Origin of the sequence: Duganella aquatilis, assembly GCF_009674565.1 — a bacterium.
In the GTDB taxonomy this organism is placed as follows: Bacteria; Pseudomonadota; Gammaproteobacteria; order Burkholderiales; family Burkholderiaceae_D; genus Rugamonas; species Rugamonas aquatilis.
Window position 1 is genome coordinate 339,486 of record NZ_WKJL01000003.1, and the last position, 21,248, is coordinate 360,733.

Genomic DNA, 21,248 nt, shown 5'->3' on the forward strand with positions numbered 1-21,248 from the left:
TTCACCGGGAAATCATACCACCGTCAGAAGCGGGTCTCTACGGTCACGCGGAATTGGGTTTCGCCGTTGGCCACGGTGGTGCGGTTCAGCGTGCCGTTGCTGTCGCTGTACAGGCTTTCGGTGGTGTAGTCCTGCGCCAGCAGATTGGAGACGGCGACGCGCAGATTGTTCTGCTGGTCCAGCTTCCACAGCGCGTAGACGTCCAGATCGCGGCGCACCGAGGTGTAGCCGCCCTGCGTGCCGCTCAGGCGCGCCAGGCCGCCGTTGCGGAAGCTGAAGTTGCTGCCGGTGCTCAACTGGCCATCCGGCGTCTTGTAGTCGATGCCGACCGTGGCGCTGAGCGGCACCTGCTGATCCAGGCGGTTGTCCGGCCCCGGCACGCTGTCCACGCGCGACCAGTTGCGGCTGACGCTGGCGCGCAGGTCCAGCTTGGGCGCGTTATCCATCAGCACGCTGGCCGGGAACTTGGCTTCCAGCTCGATGCCGCGCGTTTCGGCGCGGCCGTCGTTGATGGCGGTCGAAACCCAGCGCTGGTCCTGGAAGAACAGGCCCTGGTGGGTATAGTTCTCGATGCGGCGCACCGAGGCGCTGGCGCTCAGCAGGCCGCCCTCGCCCCAGTAATGCTCGAACGACGCATCCAGGCCCAGCGCCAGTTCCGGCTTCAGGTTGGGATTGCCGCGACGGTCAGGCTCGGTCGGGCTGTTGTTGGTCGAGGTGAACTTGCGCGGAATCAGCGCGGCGGTGGTGGGCGGTTTGTAGGTGCGGGTCAACGCCACGCGTACCTGGTCTTTCTTGTTCGGCAGCTTGATCAGCGTCTGCATCAGCGGACTCAGCACGCTGGAACGGTTCTGCACGGGATCGATGCTGCCGCCGTCGGCGCGGGTGTCCAGGCCTTCCCAGCGCACGCCGGTGTAGACCGACCACAGCGGCGTGATATTCCACTCGTCCTGGCCGTACAGCGCCAGCCGCGTGACCTTGGCGTTGAAGCCTTCGTCGCTGTTGATCGGCGAGCTGCCCGGCAAATCGGCATCGCGCTGGACGCGGCTGTCGTCGCGCTGCGTGACGCCGGCGTCCCAGCCCAGCGACAGCGCATGCTCGGTGGCCTCCGTGCCGGCGGGCGGCGTGCCGAAGGTGAGCGGCGTCGAATACTTGCCCTGCGTGCTGAAGCCCTGCTCCGCGCTTTCGGAATGCACGGTGCGCACCAGCGTTGCCGGCGCCCCGTTGTTGCCGCCGACCTGCAGCGAATCGGACGTGTTGCGGTTGTCGCTGACCGCCGCTTTCACGTCCAGCTTGGCGCCCTCTTCCAGCTTGTGCACCCAGTTCAGGTCGGTGCGGCCGAAACCGTTGTGGTTGCTGTAGGTGCCGTCGATGCGGTCGTAGTCCGGGCCGGCGCCGAAGGCGGTCTCGGTGCGGCTGTGGGTGGTGCTGGCGAAGCGGTTGTAGTTGAGGAAGGATTGCGAGGTCAGCGTATCGCCGCCGGCCAGGTTCCAGTTGATGCGCGGCGACAGGTTGAAGCCGTCGCCATGGCCGATGTCCTGCCAGGTGATGGCGCGCGAAACGTTGGGGATGCCGTCGGCGCCGTTGCCGGTTTCCCAGCTTGGCGTGGTGCGGTCGTAGTTGAACCGCCAGGCATTGCCGCCAAACGAATAAGAAGTCGCACCATTCTTGTCCGACATTTGCAGGCTGACGGCCGGCGAGCTGCCGGTGCTGCTCCTGGACTGCGTGAGCTTGAGTTCATGCTGAGCCGGCTTGAGCGCCTTCTTCAGCACGATGTTGATGGTGCCGGCGATGGACTGGGTGCTGAACTCCGCGCTGGCGGCGCGCAGCACCTCGATGCGTTCGATCACGTCCGGCGCCAGGCTGTCGATCGAGAAGCCGGCCGGCGCGCGTTCGCCATTGATCAGGATCTGCGTGTAGCCGGCGCCGAGGCCGCGCATGCGGATCTCGCCGCCGCTGCGACCGGCCGCGCCGCCGATGGTGATGCCGGGCAGGCGCTTGAGTACATCGTTGACCGAGGTGTCGCCGTATTTCTGGATTTCCTCGCTGCTGACCACGGTCTTGCTGGCGGTATCGTCGCGGCGCGCATCATATTTGGCGGCGGAGCCCTTGATTTCCACCTTCTGCATCTCGTCCTGCCTGGGCTGCTCCATGTCGGCATGGGCAACGGTGGCGGAACAAAGGGCGAAGACGGCGGCGGCTATCTGCGTCAAACGAGTAGGCATGATACGGATCGAGCGAGTTTTGGGATGCTTAAATTATGCCTTGATCCAACAAAAATGTTCAGTATTTAGCAACAACATCGCGTGTTTAGCTAAATTTCATAAACGCTCATCGCGAAAACGATAATGGCGGACGCTATAATGCGCGATCGTTAACTTGTATGGATCTGTCACCCGTGTCCGACCGCTTAGCCGTTTTGCCGCAATACCTGCTTCCCAAGGGAGCGCTGACCAATTTCGCCGGCCGCGTCGCTGGCGCCAAGGGCGGCGCTTATACCACCCGCTTGATCCGCTGGTTTGTCGGCCGCTATAACGTCAATATGGACGAGGCATTCGATCCGGATATCGCCCACTACAAGACCTTCAACGAATTCTTCACCCGCGCCCTGCGCCCGGACGCCCGTCCGCTGGCAGACGCCGCTTACATCTGCCCGGTCGACGGCCGCATCAGCCAGTTCGGCGATATCGAGGACGACCAGATTTTCCAGGCCAAGGGCCACAAGTTCAGCACCACAGCGCTGGTCGGCGGCGATGCGCAACTGGCGGCGCAGTTCCAGCACGGCAGCTTCGCCAACCTGTACCTGAGTCCGCGCGACTACCACCGCATCCACATGCCGATCGACGGCAAGCTGACCCGCATGATTTACGTGCCGGGCGAGCTGTTCTCGGTCAATCCGACCACCGCGCGCGGCATTCCCGGCCTGTTCGCCCGCAACGAGCGCGTGGTCTGCGTGTTCGACACCGCCCACGGCCCGTTCGTGATGACGCTGGTCGGCGCCACCATCGTCGGCAGCATGGCGACCGTCTGGCACGGCGTGGTCAATCCGCCGCGCCTGCCGCAAGTCACCGAGTGGAAATACGATGACCAGAACATCGTGCTGAAAAAAGGCGATGAGCTGGGCCGCTTCCTGCTCGGCTCCACCGTGGTGATGCTGTTCCAGAAGGATGTGCTGAAGTTCAATCCCGCCTGGCAGCCAGCCGGCCCCGTCCGCCTGGGCGAGGAAATGGCGCAGACGAAGTAACTACATGCCGGCCGGCGCGCCGCTATCGAACGCCTCCTGCAGCATATCGATGAACACCCGGGTCTTGGCCGGCATCAGCCGCCGCCCGGGGAACACCGCCCAGCCCGTCACTTGCGGAAACGCCCATTCGGGCAACACCCGCACCAACTCCCCACGCTGCAGATACGGCCGCGCAATCGCCTCGGTCGACGCGCCGATGCCGATGCCGGTGCTGGCCATGCGCACCAGCAGTTCCGGCGAATTCGCCAGCAGCCGCACCGGCAGCTCGCGCTCCCACGAGGTTTTGCCGCGCAGCAGATTCCAGCGTATCAGCCCGTTCAGGCGCGGCGGCAGGCTGAGTAGATCGTGCTTGAACAAGTCGTCCGGGTGCTCGGGCAGACCACGCAGATTGGTGTACAGCGGCGAGGCGTACAGCGCCAGCGAACTGAAGGTGATGCGCCGCGCCGCCAGCGTGGCGTCGTCCGGCAGGTTGCCCATGCGAATAGCGACGTCGAAACCTTCCGCCACCAGATCCACGCGGCGCGGCGACAGATCCAGCTCCAGCGAAATGGCCGGATAGCGGTCCATGAACTTGGCCAGCACCGCGCTGACCGACACGTTGGCGAAGTCGGCCGGCATCGACACCCGCAGCAGGCCGCTTGGCGCCACCTGCCGGTGCTGCACCAGCGCGCCGGCCGCCTCGGTCTCGTCGGCCACCTTTCGCGCGTGTTCCAGCAGGCTGGCGCCGAATTCCGTCAGCACCAGCTTGCGCGTGGTGCGCTGGAGCAGGCGCTCGCCCAACTGCCCTTCCAGCAGCGAGATGCGGCGCGACACCGTCGATTTGGGCAGTTGCACCCGCTCCGCCGCTAGGCTGAAGCTGCCGCATTCAACGATGCGGGCAAACAGCAGCAGGTCGCCAGGGTCGATTTCCATAGGATTGTTCCATCAGTGGATTAATGTTATCCATTTTAACGGCTTCCGCATGGAATTTGAAACGGTTAAAGTTACTCCATCGACGCAGCACTCACCAACATTAAGGAGCAACACCATGAACATCCTGCAAATCAACTCCAGCGCCCGCAGCACCGGTTCCGAATCCAGCCGTCTGGCTGATGCTCTGGTGGCAAAAATCAGCGCCGCCAATCCAGGCGCCGCCGTTACCCGCCGCGATCTGGCTACCCAGCCACATCCAGTGCTGGACGAAGTCGCCCTGCAAGCCCTGTTCACCCCGGCTGACCAGCGCAATGCCGACCAGGCCGCCCGCGTGGCGCTGGACGACGCCCTGATCGCCCAGGTGCAAGCTGCTGACGTCGTGGTGATCGGCGCGCCGACCTACAACTTCGGCATCACCGCCCAGCTGAAAACCTGGTTCGACGCGATTGCCCGCGCCGGCGTGACCTTCAAGTACGGCCCAACCGGCCCGGTCGGCCTGCTGACCGGCAAAAAAGTCTACGTGGCCCTGTCGCGCGGCGGCATCCACCGCGATGCGCCAACCGACACCCAACTGGCACACATCAAGATGTTCCTGAGCTTCGTGGGCCTGACCGATGTGCAGTACGTGTTTGCCGAAGGTCTGGGCATGGGTCCGGAAGCCGTGGCCAAGGCACAATCGCAGGCAGAAGCAGAAATCAACGCCATCCTGGTGTAAGCAACACGGCAGTACAGGCGGCGCAGCAGACAACCAATGGAGAATGATATGACCGAGCAAGTAAATACCCCACGCACCGTGGAACGCATCATCACCGGCCAGGCCGTGATGGACGGCGCCGGCGTCAAAATCAATCGCGTGTTGACCCAGACCTTGCAGCGCCGCCTCGATCCATTCCTGATGCTGGACAATTTCGGCAGCGACCAGGCCAACGACTACATCGCCGGCTTCCCGAGCCACCCGCACCGCGGCTTTGAAACCGTGACCTATATGCTCGAAGGCCGCATGCGCCATAAAGACAGCGCCGGCAACGAAGGCCTGCTGACCAACGGCGGCGTGCAATGGATGACCGCCGGCCGTGGCGTGATCCACTCGGAAATGCCGGAGCAGGAAGACGGCGTCATGGAAGGCTTCCAGCTATGGCTGAACCTGCCCGCCAAGGACAAGATGCGCGCACCTTGGTATCGCGACTTCAACGGCGCCGACGTGCCGGCGTTTGAAACGGAGCAAGGCGCCAAGGTCAAGGTGATTGCCGGCCGCAGCCACGGCGTGGACGGCGCGGTGCAGCGCGAAGTGACCGAGCCGCTGTATCTGGACGTGCACCTGCCCGCAGGCGTCCCGTTCAAGCAGCAGCTGCCGGAAGGCCATAACGCCTTCATCTTCACCTATCGCGGTTCGGTGGAGATCGACGGCAAGGCAGTGGCGACCGGCCGCATGGCGATCCTGGCCAACACCAAGGGCGCCGATGGCGTGGTCATCACGGCAAGCGAGGACAGCCGCTTCATCCTGATCGCCGGCCAGCCGCTGAACGAGCCGATTGCGCAATACGGCCCGTTCGTGATGAACACGCAGGCCGAGCTGCACGCCGCCGTGGATGATTTCCGCGCCGGCAAACTGGGCGAGGAAGCCCAGGTTTAAAAGTTACAACAGCCACCAGGCGGGGACCACCTGCGCCTGGGGCTGCCGACTTCGCTTCAGGCGGCGCTCAACGCCAGGCGGCGCGACACAGGCACCGCCAGCACAAACTTGCCGACCAGTTCGGACAGCGTGGCCGCCTGATCCTGCAAGGCCTCGGCAGCGGCGGCCGATTGTTCGACCAGCGCGGCATTCTGCTGCGTCACGCCATCCATCTCGATGATCGCCTGGTTGATCTGCTCGATGCCCAGGCTTTGTTCGCGGCTGGCTGCCGTGATTTCCGAAATCACACCGCTGACGCGGCGCACGCTCTCCACCACTTCGTTCATGGTCTGTCCGGCCTCGTCCACCAGGCGCGCGCCGGTGTCGACCTTGTCCACCGAATCGCTGATCAGCGTTTTGATTTCCTTGGCGGCGGCGGCGCTGCGGTGCGCCAGGCTGCGTACTTCGGTTGCCACCACCGCGAAACCGCGTCCCTGTTCGCCGGCGCGGGCCGCCTCGACCGCCGCGTTCAAGGCCAGGATGTTGGTCTGGAACGCAATGCCGTCGATAACGCCGATGATTTCCGCGATCTTCTTCGACGAGGTATTGATCTCTTCCATCGTCTCGACCACGTTGGCGATCACGGCGCCGCCCTTGCCTGCGACCTCGGTGGCGATCGCCGCCAGCGTGTTGGCCTGGCGCGCGTTGTCGTCATTCTGCTTGACGGTGCTGGTCAGCTCTTCCATCGACGAGGCGGTTTCTTCCAGCGAGCCGGCCTGCTGCTCGGTGCGCGACGACAGGTCCAGATTGCCCGAGGCGATTTCCTGCGAGGCGGTTTTCATCGTATCCGTGCCGTCGCGGACGCGGCCGACGATCACGCGCAGATTTTCGTTCATGGTTTTGAGCGCGGCCAGCAGCATGCTGGTTTCATCGCTGCCGTCCGGCGTGTGGATGTCGCTGGACAAGTCCCCGTCCGCCACGGTCTGGGCGATGTGGACGGCGCGGCCGATCGGCACGGTGATGCTGCGGGTGATGCGCCAGGCGATCAACAGTCCGCAGATCACCGAGACCAGGCTGATGGCCACCATGACATTGCGTGCCATCGCGTAGGAAGCATCGGCAGCGGCGGTCGCCTCCTCGTTCTGCCGCCGCTCGCTTTCAACCAGCGCCAGCAGGCCTTTCTGCCATTGCTGCTGCACGTCGCGCAATTCGCCCATCAGCAACTTGACCGCTGCGGCGTTGTTGTTCTGCAAGCCGAGCGTCTGTACCTGCGCCATCAGCGGCGCGGCCGCCTCTGCCCGTTGCTTGATGTCGGCCAGCAGCCTGGTTTCGTCATCCTGGATGCCGTACTGGTCGAAGGTGGCACGCAGTTTCTGCTCCGCCGTGGCATATTCCGCAGCCTGGCTGCGGATGCGCTCGACCTGCGCCTGCATCTGTGCCGGATCGTCCAGCAATACGACGTTGCGTAAGGCGATCATGCGGTCGTCGACACTAAGCCGCATGGCGGACGCCAGCGCCGACTCGACATCGTTACCTTTGGTGATATCGATCATGCTTTGCTGAATGGCTGCCATGCGGCTCACGCCCAGCGCTGCCACCGCCACCAACATCACCAACAACACGCTGAATGCGGCGATCAGCCGGTGACCAATCTTAAAATTTTCCATTTTCATTTAACTGCTCCTGCGGAGATATGTCAGATAAATGGCGGCAATTCTTAGGGCGCCCTGCTTGGAAAGAATTCTACATTCATTTCACCAGGGAAATTTCTTCCTTTCCAAAAGGATAGGATCAAGGACACGGGTTAAAATACCAATATGATGCCGATACTATTTCAATGGCTGCGCCGGCTGAGCCACATGCTCGGCTTCGAGACCGCCGATTCCTTCCCTCCGGGTCATCCGTATGAGCGCACGCGCTGGAACGGCGCGTATTTCGACATTGCGTCCGACGTCAAGCCGGAGCAGATCGAACAGCGCCTGTGCGATGCGATCAGCAACACGCCGCTGGTGTTCGGCTACATCACCAATCCCACGCCGCGCATGCAGCGGGCGTTGCTGGCGGTGCTGGAGGAACGCATGCGCAACAACCGCGGCCGCGCCACCGAGCTGGCCGTGCTGCTGGTGACCGCCTACGACGAAAACTCGCTGATCACCGAAATCATCCCCGGCCTGCGCGACGCCATCGTCGCCACCCGCCACGAGGAGATGGGCGAGCGCGCCCGCGCCGTCATGGCCTTCCTCAGCTCGACCCAGTCACCGTTCGACGTGATCGACATGCATTAGCCGGACACCGCCATCGTCAGCACGCTGTTGGACAAGGTCAGCACCGCCGTGCAGTCGCCCGGAATGGCGACGTTCTGGCTGTGGCAGGAGTAGTAATCCGTCATCCCCAGGCGGATATGGTCGATGGCGGCGCTGATGCCGGTGCTGATCGTGTAGGCGTTCAACACCAGATCCGGTGCGGTGACGAATTTCAGCGTCACATCCTGCCCGGTGTTGTTGAGGAAAATGGTTTTCGACGGCTTGACCGTCTTGCGCGATGGCGTCTCGGTAAAACAGATATTCATCGCTACAGCACCCGGAACAAGCCAGCCGGACGCTCCGGACTGTAGCACGCCATGCGCACACTGATGCGCTGGCCATCATCGACCGGCAAGACGGCGGCATCCAGCTGCCGCAGGCTGTAGTCGCCGTAATCCTGCGCCTCGTCCGCCAGCCAGCTGACGGTGGCCAACCCCTGCGCCATCATCGCCGCGCAGCAGGCGCCGGACCCGTAGACGCCCACCTGATACTGGCGCTCGGCCGGCGAGGCGGCGCCAAACGCCTGGTTTACCCCTTCGAAATAGCGCGTGACCGCGCCGGCAATGTCGGCCTCGCCCGGCTGGAAGTCCACCGCGAAGTACACCGCTGAGCCGGACGGCTGGGCGATCACCGACTGCGCCATCAGGTAGGCGGCGGCACCGTCGGCACATCCCTGAGCCCGGCTGAAGTAGCTCAGGTGCGCGTCCGGCGTCTCCCACACCACGCCGATCTGGATGCCGGCGTCGGTCAGCGCGCGCGCCTCGGCCAGCGACAAACTCTTGCCCGCCTGATGGGTGTAATGGCGGATGGCGAAATCGATCCCTTGTTGCTTGATTGCTATTGCGTACTGCGTCAGTTCAAACGGTGCTTTCACGCCGGTTAAAACAGTCATGGGTTCTCCGCTAGGTTGCTTGAAAATGTTTCTGTGAATCTGTATGTATTTCTTACTCGATAATGTTAGTATTTATATGTAATGACTTTAAGCAACTAAGCGGAAGATGGCCTTCCGAAAACCTTCCGGTTGCTAAGTCATTGATTAAACGAATGTATTCGAGCGCAAAGAAGGTTGGATGTGAACCACAAGAGTTTTCGTTTTGGCGAGTGGCGGGTTGATCCGGCCACCAATACGCTCAGTTGCGCGGTGTTAAACCGGCAACTTGAGCCGCGCGCAATGGATGTATTGTTGTACCTGTGCCGCCATCCGCACGTGGTGGTGTCGGCCGAAACCTTGCTCGATGCGTGCTGGGGCGATGTCTCCCCAAGCGACAACGCCATCCACAAAATCATCACCCAGCTGCGCCGCGCGCTGGACGATTCCGCCACCGAACCGCGCTACATTGAAACCATCCGCAAGCGCGGCTACCGCCTGCTGGCCGAACTGAGCTACGACGACGAAGTCAGCCAGGGCAGCTGGCTGCACGCCTCGCCGTTCCGCGGCCTGGAAGCGTTTGAAGAACAACACGCCGCCATCTTCTTCGGCCGCAAACTGAGCGTCGACCAGCTGGCGCAAGTGGTGGTGGCGCAAGCCCAGGCCGCATGCGCGATGGTGCTGGTGCTGGGACCGTCTGGGGCCGGGAAGACCTCGCTGGTGCAGGCCGGCTTGATTCCGGCGCTGAAAGCCGGCGCTGCACCGGCCGAGTCCGGTATCGCCATCAGCGAACACGTCCAGCTAGATTGCGCCGACATGGGCCAGGCCGGCCTGCTGGAAACGCTGGCCAGCGTGCTGCTGGATGCCGAAATCGGCGGCAAGCTGCTGTTTGAAAACACCAGCGCTGCCGCCCTCGCCCAGCGCATGGGCAACGATCTGCCGGGTCTGATCGAGCAATTGCAGCGACAACTGCCTACCATCCAGCTACTGCTGTTCATCGACCGCTTCGAAGCCGTGTTCCGGCTGCCGCATATCACCGATGCCGAACGTGCCGTCTTCATCAGCGTGCTGGACCAGCTGGCGCGCTCCGGCAGCATGCAGCTGGTGCTGGCCTGCCGCAACGATTTCTACCCGCATCTGGCGTCCTACGCCGCGCTGATGAACCTGAAACTGAGCGGTGGCCACTTCGACCTGACGCCGCCCGGCAGCGCCGACATCGCCCAGATCGTCCGTCACCCGGCGCAGGTGGCGCAACTGCGCTACACCGTCGACGAGCGTGGCGAAGGCCTGGACGAAGTCCTGTGCCACGCTGCCCGCTCCGGCCCGGACAGCCTGCCGCTGCTGCAATACTGCCTGCAAGAGCTGTACCGCCAGCGCACGCCCGAAGGCGAACTGACGCATGCCGCCTTCCACGCGATGGGCGGCCTCGAAGGCGCCATCGGCGCCCGTGCCGAGCAGGTGATTTCCGCGCTGGGCGCCGCCCAGATCGCCGCCCTGCCCCATGTGCTGTCGCAACTGGTGCTGGTGGCGGAAGACGAAGCCACCGTCAGCTCGCGCCGCGTGCCGTGGTCGGCGCTACGCAATGAAGCCGAAAACAAGCTGGTGCAAGCCCTGGTGGACGCCCACCTGTTCGTCAGCGACCTGCAAGGCGGCGCGCCGGCCTTCGGCATCGCCCACGAAGCGCTGCTGCGCCGCTGGCCGCGCGTGGTGGCGTGGATCGAAGAACACCGGCAAGCGCTGCAAGTGCGCAGCCGCATCAGCGCCCAGGCCAACCGCTGGCAAGAAAGCGGCCGCAAGCGCGACATGCTGCTGCCATCCGGCACCCAGACCAACCAGGCGCGCCAATTGCTGGCCACCAGCAGCTTCGGCCTCACGCCGCAAGAGCAAAGCTTCATCCAGTCCTCACTGCAAAGCGAACGCCGTGGCGAGCGCGTACGGATGGCGGTCATGATCGTCGTCGCCAGCCTGGCCCTGCTGGCCGGCGGCCTGGGCATCACAGCCCGCTCCGCCCAAACCCAAGCCGAAGCGCATCGGGCTGAAGCGGAGGATTTGATGGGCTATATGCTGGGCGAGTTCGTTGAGAAGCTTCGCCCCTTGGGCAAGCTTGACCTGCTCGACAGCGTCAGCAATCGCGCACTTAAGTATTTGTCTGATCCGGCCTGGGGAAATGACGGGGACACCGCCTTGGCCCAACGCGCCAAATCGCTGCAGGTTATCTCTGAAGTCCGCATAGCACGTGCGGATCCCGTTGGAGCCAACACGGCTTTACTCGCCGGGCACCGCATTCTTCAAACACTGCTGACGGCCACCCCGAACGATCTTACTTTGCTAAAAAGCGCGGGTGAAAACGCATTCTGGCTGGGGCAGATCCATCTGAATCAAACAGAATGGAATCAAGCCCGCCAATATTTTGAAGAATATAGGACCTACGCAGATCGCCAAGCTGCCGTAGCTCCGCAGTCCATGGATGCTTGGATTGAACAATCCTACGCACACAGCAACTTAGGTACTGTGGCTTTGCGTAGCGGTGACTTACAACGCGCTGCTGACGAATTTGCATTATCGGTCGAATTGAAGGAACGTGCATACAAGCGACAGCCAAATAACAAACGATTGGCGTCAGACTTGGCTAATAGCTTATCGTGGCAAGCTAGCACATATATGAAAGCAGGCAAATTGGCGCTTGCAGAACCCCTTAATGATCGTGAATTGACTCTGCTTCAATCGTTGCATGATGCAAATCCGACAGAGTCCTTATGGGTGAACAGACTTGCAGCGGCATGGGCGCACCAATCTGAACTCAAACGAGCACGGGGGGACTTAGGTGGCAGCGAGATAGCGAGCTTAAAAACCTATAAATTGAGGCAATTCATTGCGGAAAAAGACCCAAGCAATCGTATTTGGCAATTGAATATGTACATTGCAGAATTGCAAGTTATTGAAAAAAATACCACTAAGAGAAGTCCAATTGACGTACTCGGCCAACTGGACAAACTGCAGCAAAATATCAACAAATTAATTCAATTAGAACCAAAGAAAATTTTCCTTCAAGTATTGTTCAACATAATACAACGCAATAAATCGATAATTTATTTTCAGCAAGGAGACCGACTTAAAGCCGTAGAGAATATAAAACTCGCACTACGGAATCTACAGCAATTGTATACCCTTACGCCAACGGACACTTTGACCAGAAATGAGCTAGTTGACACACTGCTGCAAAGTGCGGAGTTCAATGTTCCACAGGATATTGCCACAGCAAAAAGCCACTGTGAGGCAGCGCTAACTGTGCTAAAGCCAATAATAAGTGGCAGCGCTGACTTCCAAATACTCGCGCCTTGGGTTAAGGCTAGTGCATGCCTAAATCAATATGAGGCGGCAGACTCTGCACAAAAAAAATTGGAAGCCATGCTTTACCGTGACCCGACTTATTTAAATTATCTTTCCACCCACCCATTAAAAAGGACGAACTTATGAGTAAGCTCATCGCAAGCACCCCGTTTATTAACGTTTCGATCAAAATAAATCCAGAAACTTATAAAGTTGAGTCGGCGCCTGCCATTTTAGTTGTCACACAACCTGACACTGTAATTAATTATCAAATCGTTGAAAGTGGAGGGAAAAATATTGTATTTAACCCCAAAAACCCAATGACCGCAACACCAGAAAACAACGATCAATTGAGCGCCCCCGCAGTCGGCGTTAGTGGTAAAATTCTTACCATAAATAATGCCAACACCTCAAAAATGACGCTTAACATTAATCTTAATTTCGTAGATGAAAATGGGGTAGGCTTTAGTCACGATCCTGAGGTCGATAACGATCCACAGCGATAAACAATATTAAAGACTGATTTGATCTTTGCATGAGCGATAATAAATTCTCCCATCCTAGGTCATATCAATACGGTGACCAGCACTCCGGCATTGCGTTAATTATGACGGGTGCTGTTCATGGTAATGAAATATGCGGCTCTTTAGCGATACAGCGCGTAATAAACGAAATTAATAAGGGTAAACTAGAGATCTACAATGGCAGCGTAACATTTTTGCCAGTAACTAATCCATTGGCTTACGCTAAGGGCGAGCGGGCCGGCCAGCGCAATCTCAATCGTAATTTATTTCCTAACCCATACCCACAGAATTTTGAAGATCACTTGGCCAACTGGCTGTGCCCTCTTCTGGCGCAGCATGACGTGTTGCTGGACCTGCATTCATTCAATGCACCTGGCGAACCGTTTGTGATGGTTGGGCCGCGCAATAATGATGGGCCGTTGGAACCGTTCAAGCATGAAGAGCAGGAGCGCGCGTTGGCGCGGCGGCTTGGTGTGCGGCGGTTTGTCGACGGTTGGTTAAGGACTTATGGTGCGGGCGTGCAACGCCGCATCGGTGACAGTAGCGAGTTACAGACTGTGCTGCGTTATGGCATGGGTACAACGGAATATATGCGTTCGGTCGGCGGTTATGCGCTGACGCTGGAATGCGGGCAGCACGATGATCCGCAGGCGCCCGAGGTGGCGTATCGCGCCATTTTGAATACGCTGGCGTTCCTCGGCATGATTGATGTGCCTGAGCCTGAACCGGTGGCGCCGGAGCAGATGGAGGCGCTCAGTATGGTCGCCGTCTACGATAAGCAACACGCTGGCGATACCTTCAGCCGCAACTGGTCCAGCTTCGATCCGGTCCGGCAAGGCGAGGAAATCGGTCGCCGCGTCGATGGCACGCCGGTGCTGGCGGAGTTTGATGGCCGCATTCTGTTCCCAGACGCCGCAGCCGGCGCCAACAGCGAGTGGTACTACCTCACCCGCCCCAATTCATCGTTTTAAACGTTGGTGACCTTCAGGCCAATGATGCCGCCGACAATCATCGCAATGCACGTCAGCCGCACCGCGCTGGCAGGCTCGTTCAGCATGACGATGCCATAGATGACGGTGCCCACCGTACCGATACCGGTCCAGATCGCATAAGCAGTCCCCAGCGGCAAGGTACGCAACGCCAGGCCCAGCATGCCGACGCTGCCCGCCATGGCGGTCAAGGTCAGGATGGAGGGGATCAGTTTGCTGAAGCCTTCGGTGTATTTGAGGCCCACCGCCCACACTACTTCGAGCAGGCCGGCCACGATGAGAATAATCCAGGTCATGGCCGAACTATAGCATTCCGGACAAAATTGGTGCCCGGACTCTAGCCGCAATCGCCTTGCTCAGGTCATAATGTTCCTTCAACATTCATAACAACAAGGAGCACCCATGCATTTAGCAGCGCAGATCGTGACCGCCCTGGTGGCGCTGATCCATGTGTACATCGTCCTGCTGGAAACCGTGCTGTTCAATTCGCGCGGCCGCCGTGTGTTCGGCCTCAGCAAGGAAAAGGCGGAAATCGTCCAGCCTGCGATGTCCAATCAGGGCTGCTATAACGGCTTTCTGGTCGCGGCGCTGGTGGTGGGCTTGCTGCATCCGGATGCGGCGATTGCGTCGGCGTTCACCGTGTTCGGCCTGGCGTGCGTGGCAGTGGCCGGCATCTGGGGTGGCGTGACGGTCAAGCGTTCTATTCTGCTGATTCAAACCCTGCCTGCGGTCATCGGCCTGGTCCTGCACTTCGCCGCATGAGCATGCAGACCAAGCTCAACACCGTACTCTTGATCGTCGCCACCATCGCACTGGTCTTCACCGGCTACCGGGAAATGAACAGCAAGCCGCAGATCCACGACGTCAATGATGGCGCCTGTACGCAGGAGGCCATCAAGGCCATCAGCAGCATCACTGAACGCGCCGTGCAATCTTCGCGATGCGCGCAGCGCGGCAAATAAGCTATTTACGCAAACCCGGCAAGGTGACAGTGGGCGACGGCGGCGCGGTGGTCTCCGCCGCCGGCTTGGCACCGGTGCCGCGTAGCGCCAGCAGCCAGCCGATGCCGTCGAACCAGAATGGTGAGCCAAGGGATGCGGCAAACGCGGTCGCGACCCAGCCGATCAAAGCGAACACCAGCGCCACGGCGAACGCTCCTGCACCGCTGATGTTTTCAAAGCGCGCGGATGGCCAGCCGATCGGCAGCTTCTGCACTTCCTGGGCCTGCGCCTTCGCTTGTTTGATCTGTGTCAGCGCGGCGGCCTCGGCCGGCGGCGCAGGCTTGGCCTCCTCCGCCTTCTGCACCAACTGCGCCGTCAGCGCGGCGTCGTTCCACAGGCGCTGCGACAGTTGCAGCGCATCGATGTTCATCGCGCACGCATAGAACAGTCCCACCAGAAACAGCACGAACTGCGAGCGCCGCTTGTACCAGCCGCTGATGCGCTCCATCACCGTGTCGTACCAGATCCGCACGGCGTTCTCCAGCGCGGCCGCGTCGTCCGGGCCCTCGCCCATGATGGCCAGCAGCGTTTTGGTCAGCCCTTCGTTGCCGACGTTGTTGAGCAGGATTGCAGCCGTGTGCCCCTTGCCGTACTTGCCGGTCAGCGTGGAGACGAAGGCGCGCGCGAAGATCGCCGATGGAATGTACGACGGCATGCGGCCCTGCTGCGCCAGTCCGGTAATCAGCGGATGGCGCATCACTTCTGCCGTCAGCGACGCCGATCCCAGCTTGTCCAGCCCGAAGCCGCCGTCCATGCGGAACAGCCGGCGGATCGAAGGCAGGATGCCGCGCAGGCGCGGCTTGCCGGCCGGCTCGTGCAGCAGGGTCAGCACGCCGTCCAGCAGCACCTTGGCGCGCGTCTGGAACAGGGAGGCGATCGCTTCGCGCGTGGCGCTGCACAGCAGGCTCACGGCCAGGAAGGTATAGGACAGCCCCACCGCCACATCCAGGTAATGACTCGACATGCCACCCTCATTAGATTTCCAACAATGTTCCCATAACATAAAGGATTTTTCGGCTGCCAGCACGTTTTTCTTTTATATCGTAAGATGGCGATATTGAAATCGGAAAAACACGATACATATACCATTCATGGACATCGACGCTATCCACAAAGCCCTCGCCAATCCGACGCGCCGCCAGATCCTGGTGTGGCTGAAGGAGCCGGAGCTGTATTTCGCAGACCAGCACCATCCGCTGCATCTGGGTGTGTGCGCCGGCATGATCGACCGCCGCGCCGGCTTGTCGCAATCGACCATGTCGGCCCACCTGGCCGTGCTGGTCAAGGCCGGGCTGGTGACCTCGCACCGCGTCGGCCAGTGGAATTATTTCAAGCGCGATGAAGCACTTATCCAGGCTTTCATCGCTCAAATGCAACTGTAAATGCAACCATAGGGAAACTCATCATGCCAACTTTGTTCGATCCGATCACCATAGGCGACCTCACCCTCAAGAACCGCGTCATCATGGCGCCGCTGACCCGCTCCCGCGCCGTCGGTGGCGGCCGCGTGCCGAATGCGCTGATGGCCAAGTACTATGAACAACGCGCTACCGCCGGCCTGATCCTGAGCGAAGCCACCGCCGTCACGCCGCAAGGCGTCGGCTATGCCGATACGCCGGGCCTGTGGTCGGACGAACAGGTGGAAGGCTGGAAACAGATCACCGCCGCCGTGCACGCCAAGGGCGGCGTGATCTTCGCCCAGCTGTGGCACGTGGGCCGTATTTCGGATCCGAGTTTCCTGAACGGCGACGCGCCGGTGGCGCCTAGCGCCATCGCCGCCGAAGGCCACGTCAGCCTGCTGCGTCCACAACGTCCGTATCCTGTGCCGCGCGCGCTGGACATCGAAGAGCTGGCCGGCGTGGTTGCGGCCTACAAGAAAGGTGCGGAAAACGCCAAGAAAGCCGGCTTTGACGGTGTGCAGATCCACGGCGCCAACGGCTACCTGCTGGACCAATTCCTGCAAAGCAAAACCAACCTGCGTACCGATCAGTACGGTGGCCCGATCGAAAACCGTGCCCGCCTGATGCTGGAAGTGACCGATGCCTGCATCGAAGTCTGGGGCGCCGGCCGCGTCGGCATGCACCTGGCGCCGCGCCGCGATTCGCACGACATGGGCGACGCCAATCCGGCCGAGACCTTCGGCTACGTGGCGCGCGAACTGGGCAAGCGCAAGATCGCTTTCATCGCCGCGCGTGAAGCGGTCGGCGAAGACAGCCTGGGCCCGCTGCTGAAGAAGGAATTTGGCGGCGTATTCATCGCCAACGAAAAGATGAACAAGGTCGTGGCGCAGCAGGTACTGGACAGCGGCAACGCCGACGCCATCGCCTTCGGCAAGGACTACATCTCCAATCCGGACCTGGTGCGCCGCCTGCAGATCGATGCGCCGCTGAATCCGTGGAATGCCGATACCTTCTACGCCGCTGGTGAAGTGGGCTACACCGATTACCCTGCCCTGGCGTAATCAAGGAAAAGGGAGCCTGCGGGCTCCCTTTTTACATCAGCGCGGCTGGGTATAGGCGATCGGCACGAACACGTAGTGACCTTTGCCGTTGGCCCGCACATGCCCCAGGGCCGGGAACGACAGGTGCGGCGCGCCGATCAGGTAACCGTCCCTGGCCGCCGCCGCGAACGCTTCCTTGCGTTCGGCAATCGCCACCTTGCTGTCGCTGTCGAACGAGATGCCGACGCCCGGATCGTCAAACTGCACCGCCTGCACGTGCAGCAAATCCCCCAGCAGCACCAGCTTCTGTCCCTTGCTCTCCACCACATAAGTGATGTGGCCCGGCGTATGGCCGCCATTGAAGTACGACTTGATGCCCGGCACCAGCTCCGTGTTCGCGACGATGGGCTGGAACTTGCCCGCCTTGACGTAGGGATTGATCGATACCATCGGTCCCTGGAAATTGTCCTTGGCCTCGCCGGACGCCTTGTCCAGGTTGGCGGGATTCAGGTAGTAGTCCGCATCCAGCTTGCCGGCGCGAACAATGGCGTTCGGGAACACGCGCTGTTCGTTGGACGCCAGCCCGCCGACGTGGTCGCCGTGCATATGGCTGATGTAGATCTCGTCCACCTGCTCCGGCTTGTAGCCGGACATCTTCAGATTGGTGACCAGCTGGCCCAGCGTCGGGCCGAACAGGCTGGCGGCGCCGGTGTCGATCAGCACCAGCTTGGTGCCGGTGTTGATCAGGAAGCCATTGACCGAGGTCTGGACCGGGCTTTTCTGGAACGATTTTGCCAGCGCGGCGTTGGTCTTTTCCGGCGGCTGCTTGAGCAGCTTGTCGACCGGCAGGTCCAGCGTGCCGTCATTGAGCACCGTCACCTCGAAGTCGCCCAGCGTGGTGCGGTAAAAACCCGGCGCCTGGAAGCGGGCCATCGGCGCGCCGGCCTGCGCGGATGCGGTCACCAGCAACGCCGCGATGACGGACCAGGGTTTCAGAATACTCGTGGACATGGCTCCCCTTATGTTTAAATTATCAGGAGCACTACAATACATCAGATTTACATAGAGCACGATTAGAAAGTCATCGGCAGGCGCAACGACAGCTGCACATCCGGCGTGTCGCGCGTCAAGCCGGCGCCGACCGCGATGTTCACGGTGCGCTTGTCGTTGAGCCGGTAGGAAAAGCCCAGCAGCAGCGTGCCCAGCTGCGTGCGCACCGAGCCCTGCACCGGCACGCCGTTCTGCCGCGTGCGCGCGATCGAGCTGTGGTCGTAGCCAAAGCTGATCAGCGCGCGCTCGTTCAGCGCCAGGCCGAGGCCGAAGTTAAAGCCCAGCACATCCCCCGGCGCCACCGTGCCCAGCGGTTCCCACTCGCCGTTCAGCACCTTGCGGCTCAAGCCGCTGCGCTTGAAATTCTTCAGGTAGCTGACGCTGCCGAACAGGATGGCGGGGTCGCTGGGATAGAGCCAGGTCAGGCTGGGCTGCAGCGCATAAAACCCGGAGCCGGTCGGCAGTTCCAGCGGCAGGCCGGTGCCGGTGGCGTTCGGCCCCACGCAGCGCTGCGTGCAGTCGGTGATCACTTCGAACGGATCGGTGCCGGTGCGCGACTTGACGCGCAGCCCGGCCACATAGTACGCGCGGTCGGCGCCGCCGTCGTTCAACTGGTAGCGCAAGGCCAGCTCGGCGTCGCCGACGCCGCGTCCGCTGGTGTCGAACACGCGGTCGACGCCGGTGCCGGTGAAAATCTCGCGGCTGACGGTGGAGTCGCTGCGGTACACATAGGGCAGCTTGATTTCCAGCTCGGCGCGGTTGCTCAGGCCATAGCGGCCGGTCAGCGCGCCGGTGGTGGTGTTGCGCTTGACCTCGCGCACGTCCACCAACCCGATCAGCAGCGCTGGAATGATGGTGTAGCCGACCAGCACCACGCGGTTGCTCGACGAATAGCCGAACTGCAGCGACGGCTCCAGCACCAGCTTGCCGCGCGGCGTCAGTACGCCGGGCTGCTCGAACAGCGGCGCCACCGCCGGCGGCCGGCCGTCATCGGCCGGCGCGGCGCCCACCGGATTTTGCGCCTGCGCCGCCGCGCCGCCGCACAACAAGATTGCCAGCACACTGGCCCGCCGTTTCGCACTCGCACGCATCGCTGCTCCTCAAGTTGCTTACTTGACGACCGCTGCGCTCAAGGCATCACGCAAACTGCTTTCAAAATTCACCGCCTTGAGCATGGCCAGATTGCTGACGGTGGTGTTGATCGTCGTCTGGCTGCGTATCGCCTGGTCATTGACGCTGTTCTGTATCAACAGCGCCCCCAGTCCCTGCGTGGCCAGCGGCTCGGCCAGATTGCCGGCGCCGTTCTGGACCACCACGGCGGCCAGCGCATCGCTGGCCATCGCGGCTTCCGCAGCACTCAACTGTGTCATATCGGCGATGGAAAAATGGGTACTCGCTACAACACTGCCATTGATCGAAACCAAACGTTCGACACCTAGCGATACCAGCAAGCCATCGCCGAACGAGAAACCGCCGCGCACCTGCGCCAGCTCGGCATCGTCGATGGCGTTCCAGCCGTCGGTGGCATCGCTTGCGCCGGCGGACGCCCCAGCGGCCAGCAACGCGACCAGCAGCGGCAAACAACGCATACGCATGGCCGCCTCCTTCTCAGTAATTGCCGCTGCCGTTCTTGGGCAGCGTCAGGTCGGTCAGGCTGCCACGGCCGATGCCGGTGTCCAGCGGCGCCTGCGGCGCCAGCTGCCATTCGGCCGCCTGGTTGAAGCGCGGCTGGCCGACCCAGTTGTGGATGACGAACAGCAGCCGGTCCGGCCACATGGCGTCGAAGGCGTCGCGGCGCAGCGCGCGGGTGCCGCCGGCCGGGTCGCCGATCAGCACCCGCTGCGCATCCACGCCCTTGACCACGACAAAATGCATATAGCCGTTCTCGACAATACGCACGATGGCGGGAAAGCGCGCCTCCGCCAGTTTGTCCAGCGGCTGGCGGTAGCCGTCGGCGACAAAGCCGCGCTGCGCCAGGTAGCGCTTCATGTCCAGCAGCGAAAAGCCTTCGCGCTGGATGGTGGGCTGGTCGCCCTGGGCGTACATGACGCTGAACACCTGCTCCTCGGTGACCGGCGTGTCGTAGTGATAGCTGAGCAGCGTCGCCACCGCCGCCGAGCCGCAGCTGAAGTCGTGCTGCTGGCGCACCGTCGAGCGGAAGCGCGCTTCCTTCAGGCTGGTCACCGGCAGCGTAAAGCCGGCGCCGCCGATGCCGGGCAGGTCCGCCGCCAGCGCCGGGCTGGCGCCGATGGCGGCCAGCAGCAAAATGGTCAGGGCGTTCATTGCATCTGGATGTTGATGATGGTGGCGTTCTGTATCAATACATTGGCGCCGGAATTCTGTATCGCCACCGGCAGGCCGGAAGCGTTGCTGAAGGAGCCGCTGCTGATGGCGTTGGCTCCGGTGACCACGTTCACCGCCGCGTTGCCGCTGACGGCCCCGTTCAGCTGCATGTCGTTGCTGACCATGTCGGCGCCGCCGCGCAGGCGCGCCAGCCGCGCGGCCGGCGCCGGGGCCGCGTCGAAGCCCGGCGGATCGGCCGGCGCGACAATCAGCTCCGGCACCAGCGGCGCCAGCACCACGGCCGGCGGCGCCTCCACCTCGGTCAACGGTCCCGCGCCGGCGTGGCAGCAGACGGCGCACGCCAGCAGCGTCCAAGTGCTTTTTCCTGGTACTTGCATAATCCCTCCTTTCGTCAACACAGCGGGGCATGCCGCGTAGCGCGCCCCGCGCCCTGCTTAGCGGCCGACCGCCAGGTTGGACTGCACGTTCACGCTTTGCTGCACCAGCGAGGCAATCCCGCTGTTTTGCGACGCCACCATGATGCCGGCGGCCGACTGGCCGACGCTGGTCATCGTGTTGGACATATTGAAGGTGCCGGCATTGACGGCGATGTTGCCGCCGGCGCCCGCGGTACCGCCCGCGCCAGCCCCGCCGGTGGCCGCGCCGCCGGTGTTGGTGCCGCCCGAACCGCCGGC

The 21,248-nt window shown here is 61.9% G+C and carries 23 protein-coding genes and 1 pseudogene; 11 read left to right on the forward strand and 13 right to left on the reverse strand.

Features of this window, described 5'->3' with window-relative positions:
* Window positions 1-23 precede the first annotated feature (23 nt).
* Window positions 24-2,222 (reverse strand): TonB-dependent receptor plug domain-containing protein, encoded by a 2,199-nt coding sequence (locus tag GJ698_RS07675; RefSeq protein WP_154357013.1) that lies wholly within the window; start codon window positions 2,220-2,222, stop codon window positions 24-26.
* A gap of 173 nt (window positions 2,223-2,395) precedes the next feature.
* Between GJ698_RS07675 and asd the strand changes: the two genes are divergently transcribed.
* Window positions 2,396-3,241 carry an archaetidylserine decarboxylase gene (gene asd / locus GJ698_RS07680; RefSeq protein ID WP_371865179.1) on the forward strand — a complete coding sequence of 282 codons (846 nt, stop codon included), beginning with the start codon at window positions 2,396-2,398 and terminating at the stop codon, window positions 3,239-3,241.
* Here the strand turns inward: asd and GJ698_RS07685 are convergent, their stop codons facing one another.
* The gene (locus tag GJ698_RS07685) at window positions 3,242-4,153 is read right to left on the reverse strand and encodes a LysR family transcriptional regulator (RefSeq protein ID WP_154357015.1); all 912 of its coding nucleotides are present in this window, start codon (window positions 4,151-4,153) and stop codon (window positions 3,242-3,244) included.
* Between the two features lie 115 nt (window positions 4,154-4,268).
* On the opposite strand from GJ698_RS07685, the gene GJ698_RS07690 reads away from it, so the two are divergent.
* Both GJ698_RS07690 and GJ698_RS07695 read left to right on the forward strand, forming a co-directional pair.
* On the forward strand, window positions 4,269-4,868 hold the full coding sequence (locus tag GJ698_RS07690; protein WP_154357016.1) for an FMN-dependent NADH-azoreductase: 600 nt from the start codon (window positions 4,269-4,271) through the stop codon (window positions 4,866-4,868).
* 48 nt (window positions 4,869-4,916) lie between these two features.
* Complete coding sequence (locus GJ698_RS07695; RefSeq protein WP_154357017.1) at window positions 4,917-5,786, forward strand: pirin family protein; 870 nt, start codon at window positions 4,917-4,919, stop codon at window positions 5,784-5,786.
* A 56-nt stretch (window positions 5,787-5,842) separates the two neighbouring features.
* Here GJ698_RS07695 and GJ698_RS07700 read toward each other — a convergent pair whose 3' ends face one another.
* Window positions 5,843-7,438 carry a methyl-accepting chemotaxis protein gene (locus GJ698_RS07700; protein WP_154357018.1) on the reverse strand — a complete coding sequence of 532 codons (1,596 nt, stop codon included), beginning with the start codon at window positions 7,436-7,438 and terminating at the stop codon, window positions 5,843-5,845.
* Between the two features lie 144 nt (window positions 7,439-7,582).
* Here GJ698_RS07700 and GJ698_RS07705 point away from each other — a divergent pair, with 144 nt between their 5' ends.
* Window positions 7,583-8,050, forward strand: a complete 468-nt coding sequence (locus tag GJ698_RS07705) for a hypothetical protein (protein ID WP_154357019.1) — start codon at window positions 7,583-7,585, stop codon at window positions 8,048-8,050.
* On the opposite strand, the gene GJ698_RS07710 is transcribed toward GJ698_RS07705, so the two are convergent.
* A complete protein-coding gene (locus GJ698_RS07710) occupies window positions 8,047-8,334 on the reverse strand; it encodes a hypothetical protein (protein WP_154357020.1) in 288 nt (95 codons plus the stop codon). The two genes, GJ698_RS07705 and GJ698_RS07710, sit on opposite strands and share 4 nt — an antisense overlap.
* Before the next feature lie 2 nt (window positions 8,335-8,336).
* A complete protein-coding gene (locus GJ698_RS07715) occupies window positions 8,337-8,960 on the reverse strand; it encodes a glycoside hydrolase domain-containing protein (protein ID WP_154357021.1) in 624 nt (207 codons plus the stop codon).
* Between the two features lie 180 nt (window positions 8,961-9,140).
* On the opposite strand from GJ698_RS07715, the gene GJ698_RS07720 reads away from it, so the two are divergent.
* Genes GJ698_RS07720 through GJ698_RS07730 form a run of 3 tightly spaced genes read left to right on the forward strand, consistent with a single transcriptional unit; the run spans window position 9,141 to window position 13,761 of the window.
* Window positions 9,141-12,413, forward strand: coding sequence for an nSTAND1 domain-containing NTPase (locus GJ698_RS07720; RefSeq protein ID WP_371865181.1), 3,273 nt, complete (start codon window positions 9,141-9,143; stop codon window positions 12,411-12,413).
* Complete coding sequence (locus GJ698_RS07725; RefSeq protein ID WP_154357023.1) at window positions 12,410-12,772, forward strand: DP-EP family protein; 363 nt, start codon at window positions 12,410-12,412, stop codon at window positions 12,770-12,772. The genes GJ698_RS07720 and GJ698_RS07725 overlap by 4 nt, the downstream gene beginning before the upstream one ends.
* A 29-nt stretch (window positions 12,773-12,801) precedes the next feature.
* Window positions 12,802-13,761, forward strand: coding sequence for a M14 family metallopeptidase (locus GJ698_RS07730; protein WP_154357024.1), 960 nt, complete (start codon window positions 12,802-12,804; stop codon window positions 13,759-13,761).
* On the opposite strand, the gene sugE is transcribed toward GJ698_RS07730, so the two are convergent.
* Window positions 13,758-14,075, reverse strand: coding sequence for a quaternary ammonium compound efflux SMR transporter SugE (gene sugE / locus GJ698_RS07735; protein WP_154357025.1), 318 nt, complete (start codon window positions 14,073-14,075; stop codon window positions 13,758-13,760). The genes GJ698_RS07730 and sugE overlap by 4 nt on opposite strands.
* 106 nt (window positions 14,076-14,181) lie before the next feature.
* On the opposite strand from sugE, the gene GJ698_RS07740 reads away from it, so the two are divergent.
* The gene (locus GJ698_RS07740) at window positions 14,182-14,541 is read left to right on the forward strand and encodes a DUF1304 domain-containing protein (protein ID WP_154357026.1); all 360 of its coding nucleotides are present in this window, start codon (window positions 14,182-14,184) and stop codon (window positions 14,539-14,541) included.
* Window positions 14,542-14,543: 2 nt separating this feature from the next.
* On the forward strand, window positions 14,544-14,741 hold the full coding sequence (locus GJ698_RS07745; protein WP_154357027.1) for a hypothetical protein: 198 nt from the start codon (window positions 14,544-14,546) through the stop codon (window positions 14,739-14,741).
* 1 nt (window position 14,742) lies between these two features.
* On the opposite strand, the gene GJ698_RS07750 is transcribed toward GJ698_RS07745, so the two are convergent.
* Window positions 14,743-15,744, reverse strand: a complete 1,002-nt coding sequence (locus GJ698_RS07750) for a hypothetical protein (RefSeq protein WP_154357028.1) — start codon at window positions 15,742-15,744, stop codon at window positions 14,743-14,745.
* A 127-nt stretch (window positions 15,745-15,871) separates the two neighbouring features.
* Between GJ698_RS07750 and GJ698_RS07755 the strand changes: the two genes are divergently transcribed.
* A complete protein-coding gene (locus GJ698_RS07755) occupies window positions 15,872-16,162 on the forward strand; it encodes an ArsR/SmtB family transcription factor (protein WP_154357029.1) in 291 nt (96 codons plus the stop codon).
* A gap of 23 nt (window positions 16,163-16,185) precedes the next feature.
* A complete protein-coding gene (locus tag GJ698_RS07760; protein WP_154357030.1) occupies window positions 16,186-17,241 on the forward strand; it encodes an alkene reductase in 1,056 nt (351 codons plus the stop codon).
* Window positions 17,242-17,277: 36 nt separating this feature from the next.
* Here GJ698_RS07760 and GJ698_RS07765 read toward each other — a convergent pair whose 3' ends face one another.
* The 6 genes and pseudogenes from GJ698_RS07765 to GJ698_RS07790 all read right to left on the reverse strand — a co-directional run.
* Window positions 17,278-18,231 (reverse strand): MBL fold metallo-hydrolase, encoded by a 954-nt coding sequence (locus GJ698_RS07765; protein ID WP_154357031.1) that lies wholly within the window; start codon window positions 18,229-18,231, stop codon window positions 17,278-17,280.
* 62 nt (window positions 18,232-18,293) lie between these two features.
* The gene (locus tag GJ698_RS07770; protein ID WP_371865183.1) at window positions 18,294-19,331 is read right to left on the reverse strand and encodes an acetate kinase; all 1,038 of its coding nucleotides are present in this window, start codon (window positions 19,329-19,331) and stop codon (window positions 18,294-18,296) included.
* 48 nt (window positions 19,332-19,379) lie between these two features.
* Window positions 19,380-19,865, reverse strand: coding sequence for a hypothetical protein (locus GJ698_RS07775; RefSeq protein ID WP_229259876.1), 486 nt, complete (start codon window positions 19,863-19,865; stop codon window positions 19,380-19,382).
* A gap of 13 nt (window positions 19,866-19,878) precedes the next feature.
* On the reverse strand, window positions 19,879-20,553 hold the full coding sequence (locus GJ698_RS07780) for a C39 family peptidase (protein ID WP_154357033.1): 675 nt from the start codon (window positions 20,551-20,553) through the stop codon (window positions 19,879-19,881).
* Window positions 20,550-20,951: a hypothetical protein gene (locus tag GJ698_RS07785; RefSeq protein ID WP_154357034.1), complete on the reverse strand. Its 402-nt coding sequence runs from the start codon at window positions 20,949-20,951 to the stop codon at window positions 20,550-20,552. Before GJ698_RS07785 ends, GJ698_RS07780 begins: the two co-directional genes overlap by 4 nt.
* A 57-nt stretch (window positions 20,952-21,008) precedes the next feature.
* Window positions 21,009-21,248, reverse strand: a pseudogene (locus GJ698_RS07790) (hypothetical protein); the annotation flags it as partial.

Bases quoted from the DNA above. Each gene is read 5' to 3' on its own strand.
- GJ698_RS07675 (WP_154357013.1), bottom strand. From the start codon at position 2,222: ATGCCTACTCGTTTGACGCAGATAGCCGCCGCCGTCTTCGCCCTTTGT.
- GJ698_RS07685 (WP_154357015.1), bottom strand. From the start codon at position 4,153: ATGGAAATCGACCCTGGCGACCTGCTGCTGTTTGCCCGCATCGTTGAA.
- GJ698_RS07690 (WP_154357016.1), top strand. From the start codon at position 4,269: ATGAACATCCTGCAAATCAACTCCAGCGCCCGCAGCACCGGTTCCGAA.
- GJ698_RS07695 (WP_154357017.1), top strand. From the start codon at position 4,917: ATGACCGAGCAAGTAAATACCCCACGCACCGTGGAACGCATCATCACC.
- GJ698_RS07700 (WP_154357018.1), bottom strand. From the start codon at position 7,438: ATGAAAATGGAAAATTTTAAGATTGGTCACCGGCTGATCGCCGCATTC.
- GJ698_RS07705 (WP_154357019.1), top strand. From the start codon at position 7,583: ATGATGCCGATACTATTTCAATGGCTGCGCCGGCTGAGCCACATGCTC.
- GJ698_RS07710 (WP_154357020.1), bottom strand. From the start codon at position 8,334: ATGAATATCTGTTTTACCGAGACGCCATCGCGCAAGACGGTCAAGCCG.
- GJ698_RS07715 (WP_154357021.1), bottom strand. From the start codon at position 8,960: ATGACTGTTTTAACCGGCGTGAAAGCACCGTTTGAACTGACGCAGTAC.
- GJ698_RS07725 (WP_154357023.1), top strand. From the start codon at position 12,410: ATGAGTAAGCTCATCGCAAGCACCCCGTTTATTAACGTTTCGATCAAA.
- GJ698_RS07730 (WP_154357024.1), top strand. From the start codon at position 12,802: ATGAGCGATAATAAATTCTCCCATCCTAGGTCATATCAATACGGTGAC.
- sugE (WP_154357025.1), bottom strand. From the start codon at position 14,075: ATGACCTGGATTATTCTCATCGTGGCCGGCCTGCTCGAAGTAGTGTGG.
- GJ698_RS07740 (WP_154357026.1), top strand. From the start codon at position 14,182: ATGCATTTAGCAGCGCAGATCGTGACCGCCCTGGTGGCGCTGATCCAT.
- GJ698_RS07745 (WP_154357027.1), top strand. From the start codon at position 14,544: ATGCAGACCAAGCTCAACACCGTACTCTTGATCGTCGCCACCATCGCA.
- GJ698_RS07750 (WP_154357028.1), bottom strand. From the start codon at position 15,744: ATGTCGAGTCATTACCTGGATGTGGCGGTGGGGCTGTCCTATACCTTC.
- GJ698_RS07755 (WP_154357029.1), top strand. From the start codon at position 15,872: ATGGACATCGACGCTATCCACAAAGCCCTCGCCAATCCGACGCGCCGC.
- GJ698_RS07760 (WP_154357030.1), top strand. From the start codon at position 16,186: ATGCCAACTTTGTTCGATCCGATCACCATAGGCGACCTCACCCTCAAG.
- GJ698_RS07765 (WP_154357031.1), bottom strand. From the start codon at position 18,231: ATGTCCACGAGTATTCTGAAACCCTGGTCCGTCATCGCGGCGTTGCTG.
- GJ698_RS07775 (WP_229259876.1), bottom strand. From the start codon at position 19,865: ATGCGTATGCGTTGTTTGCCGCTGCTGGTCGCGTTGCTGGCCGCTGGG.
- GJ698_RS07780 (WP_154357033.1), bottom strand. From the start codon at position 20,553: ATGAACGCCCTGACCATTTTGCTGCTGGCCGCCATCGGCGCCAGCCCG.
- GJ698_RS07785 (WP_154357034.1), bottom strand. From the start codon at position 20,951: ATGCAAGTACCAGGAAAAAGCACTTGGACGCTGCTGGCGTGCGCCGTC.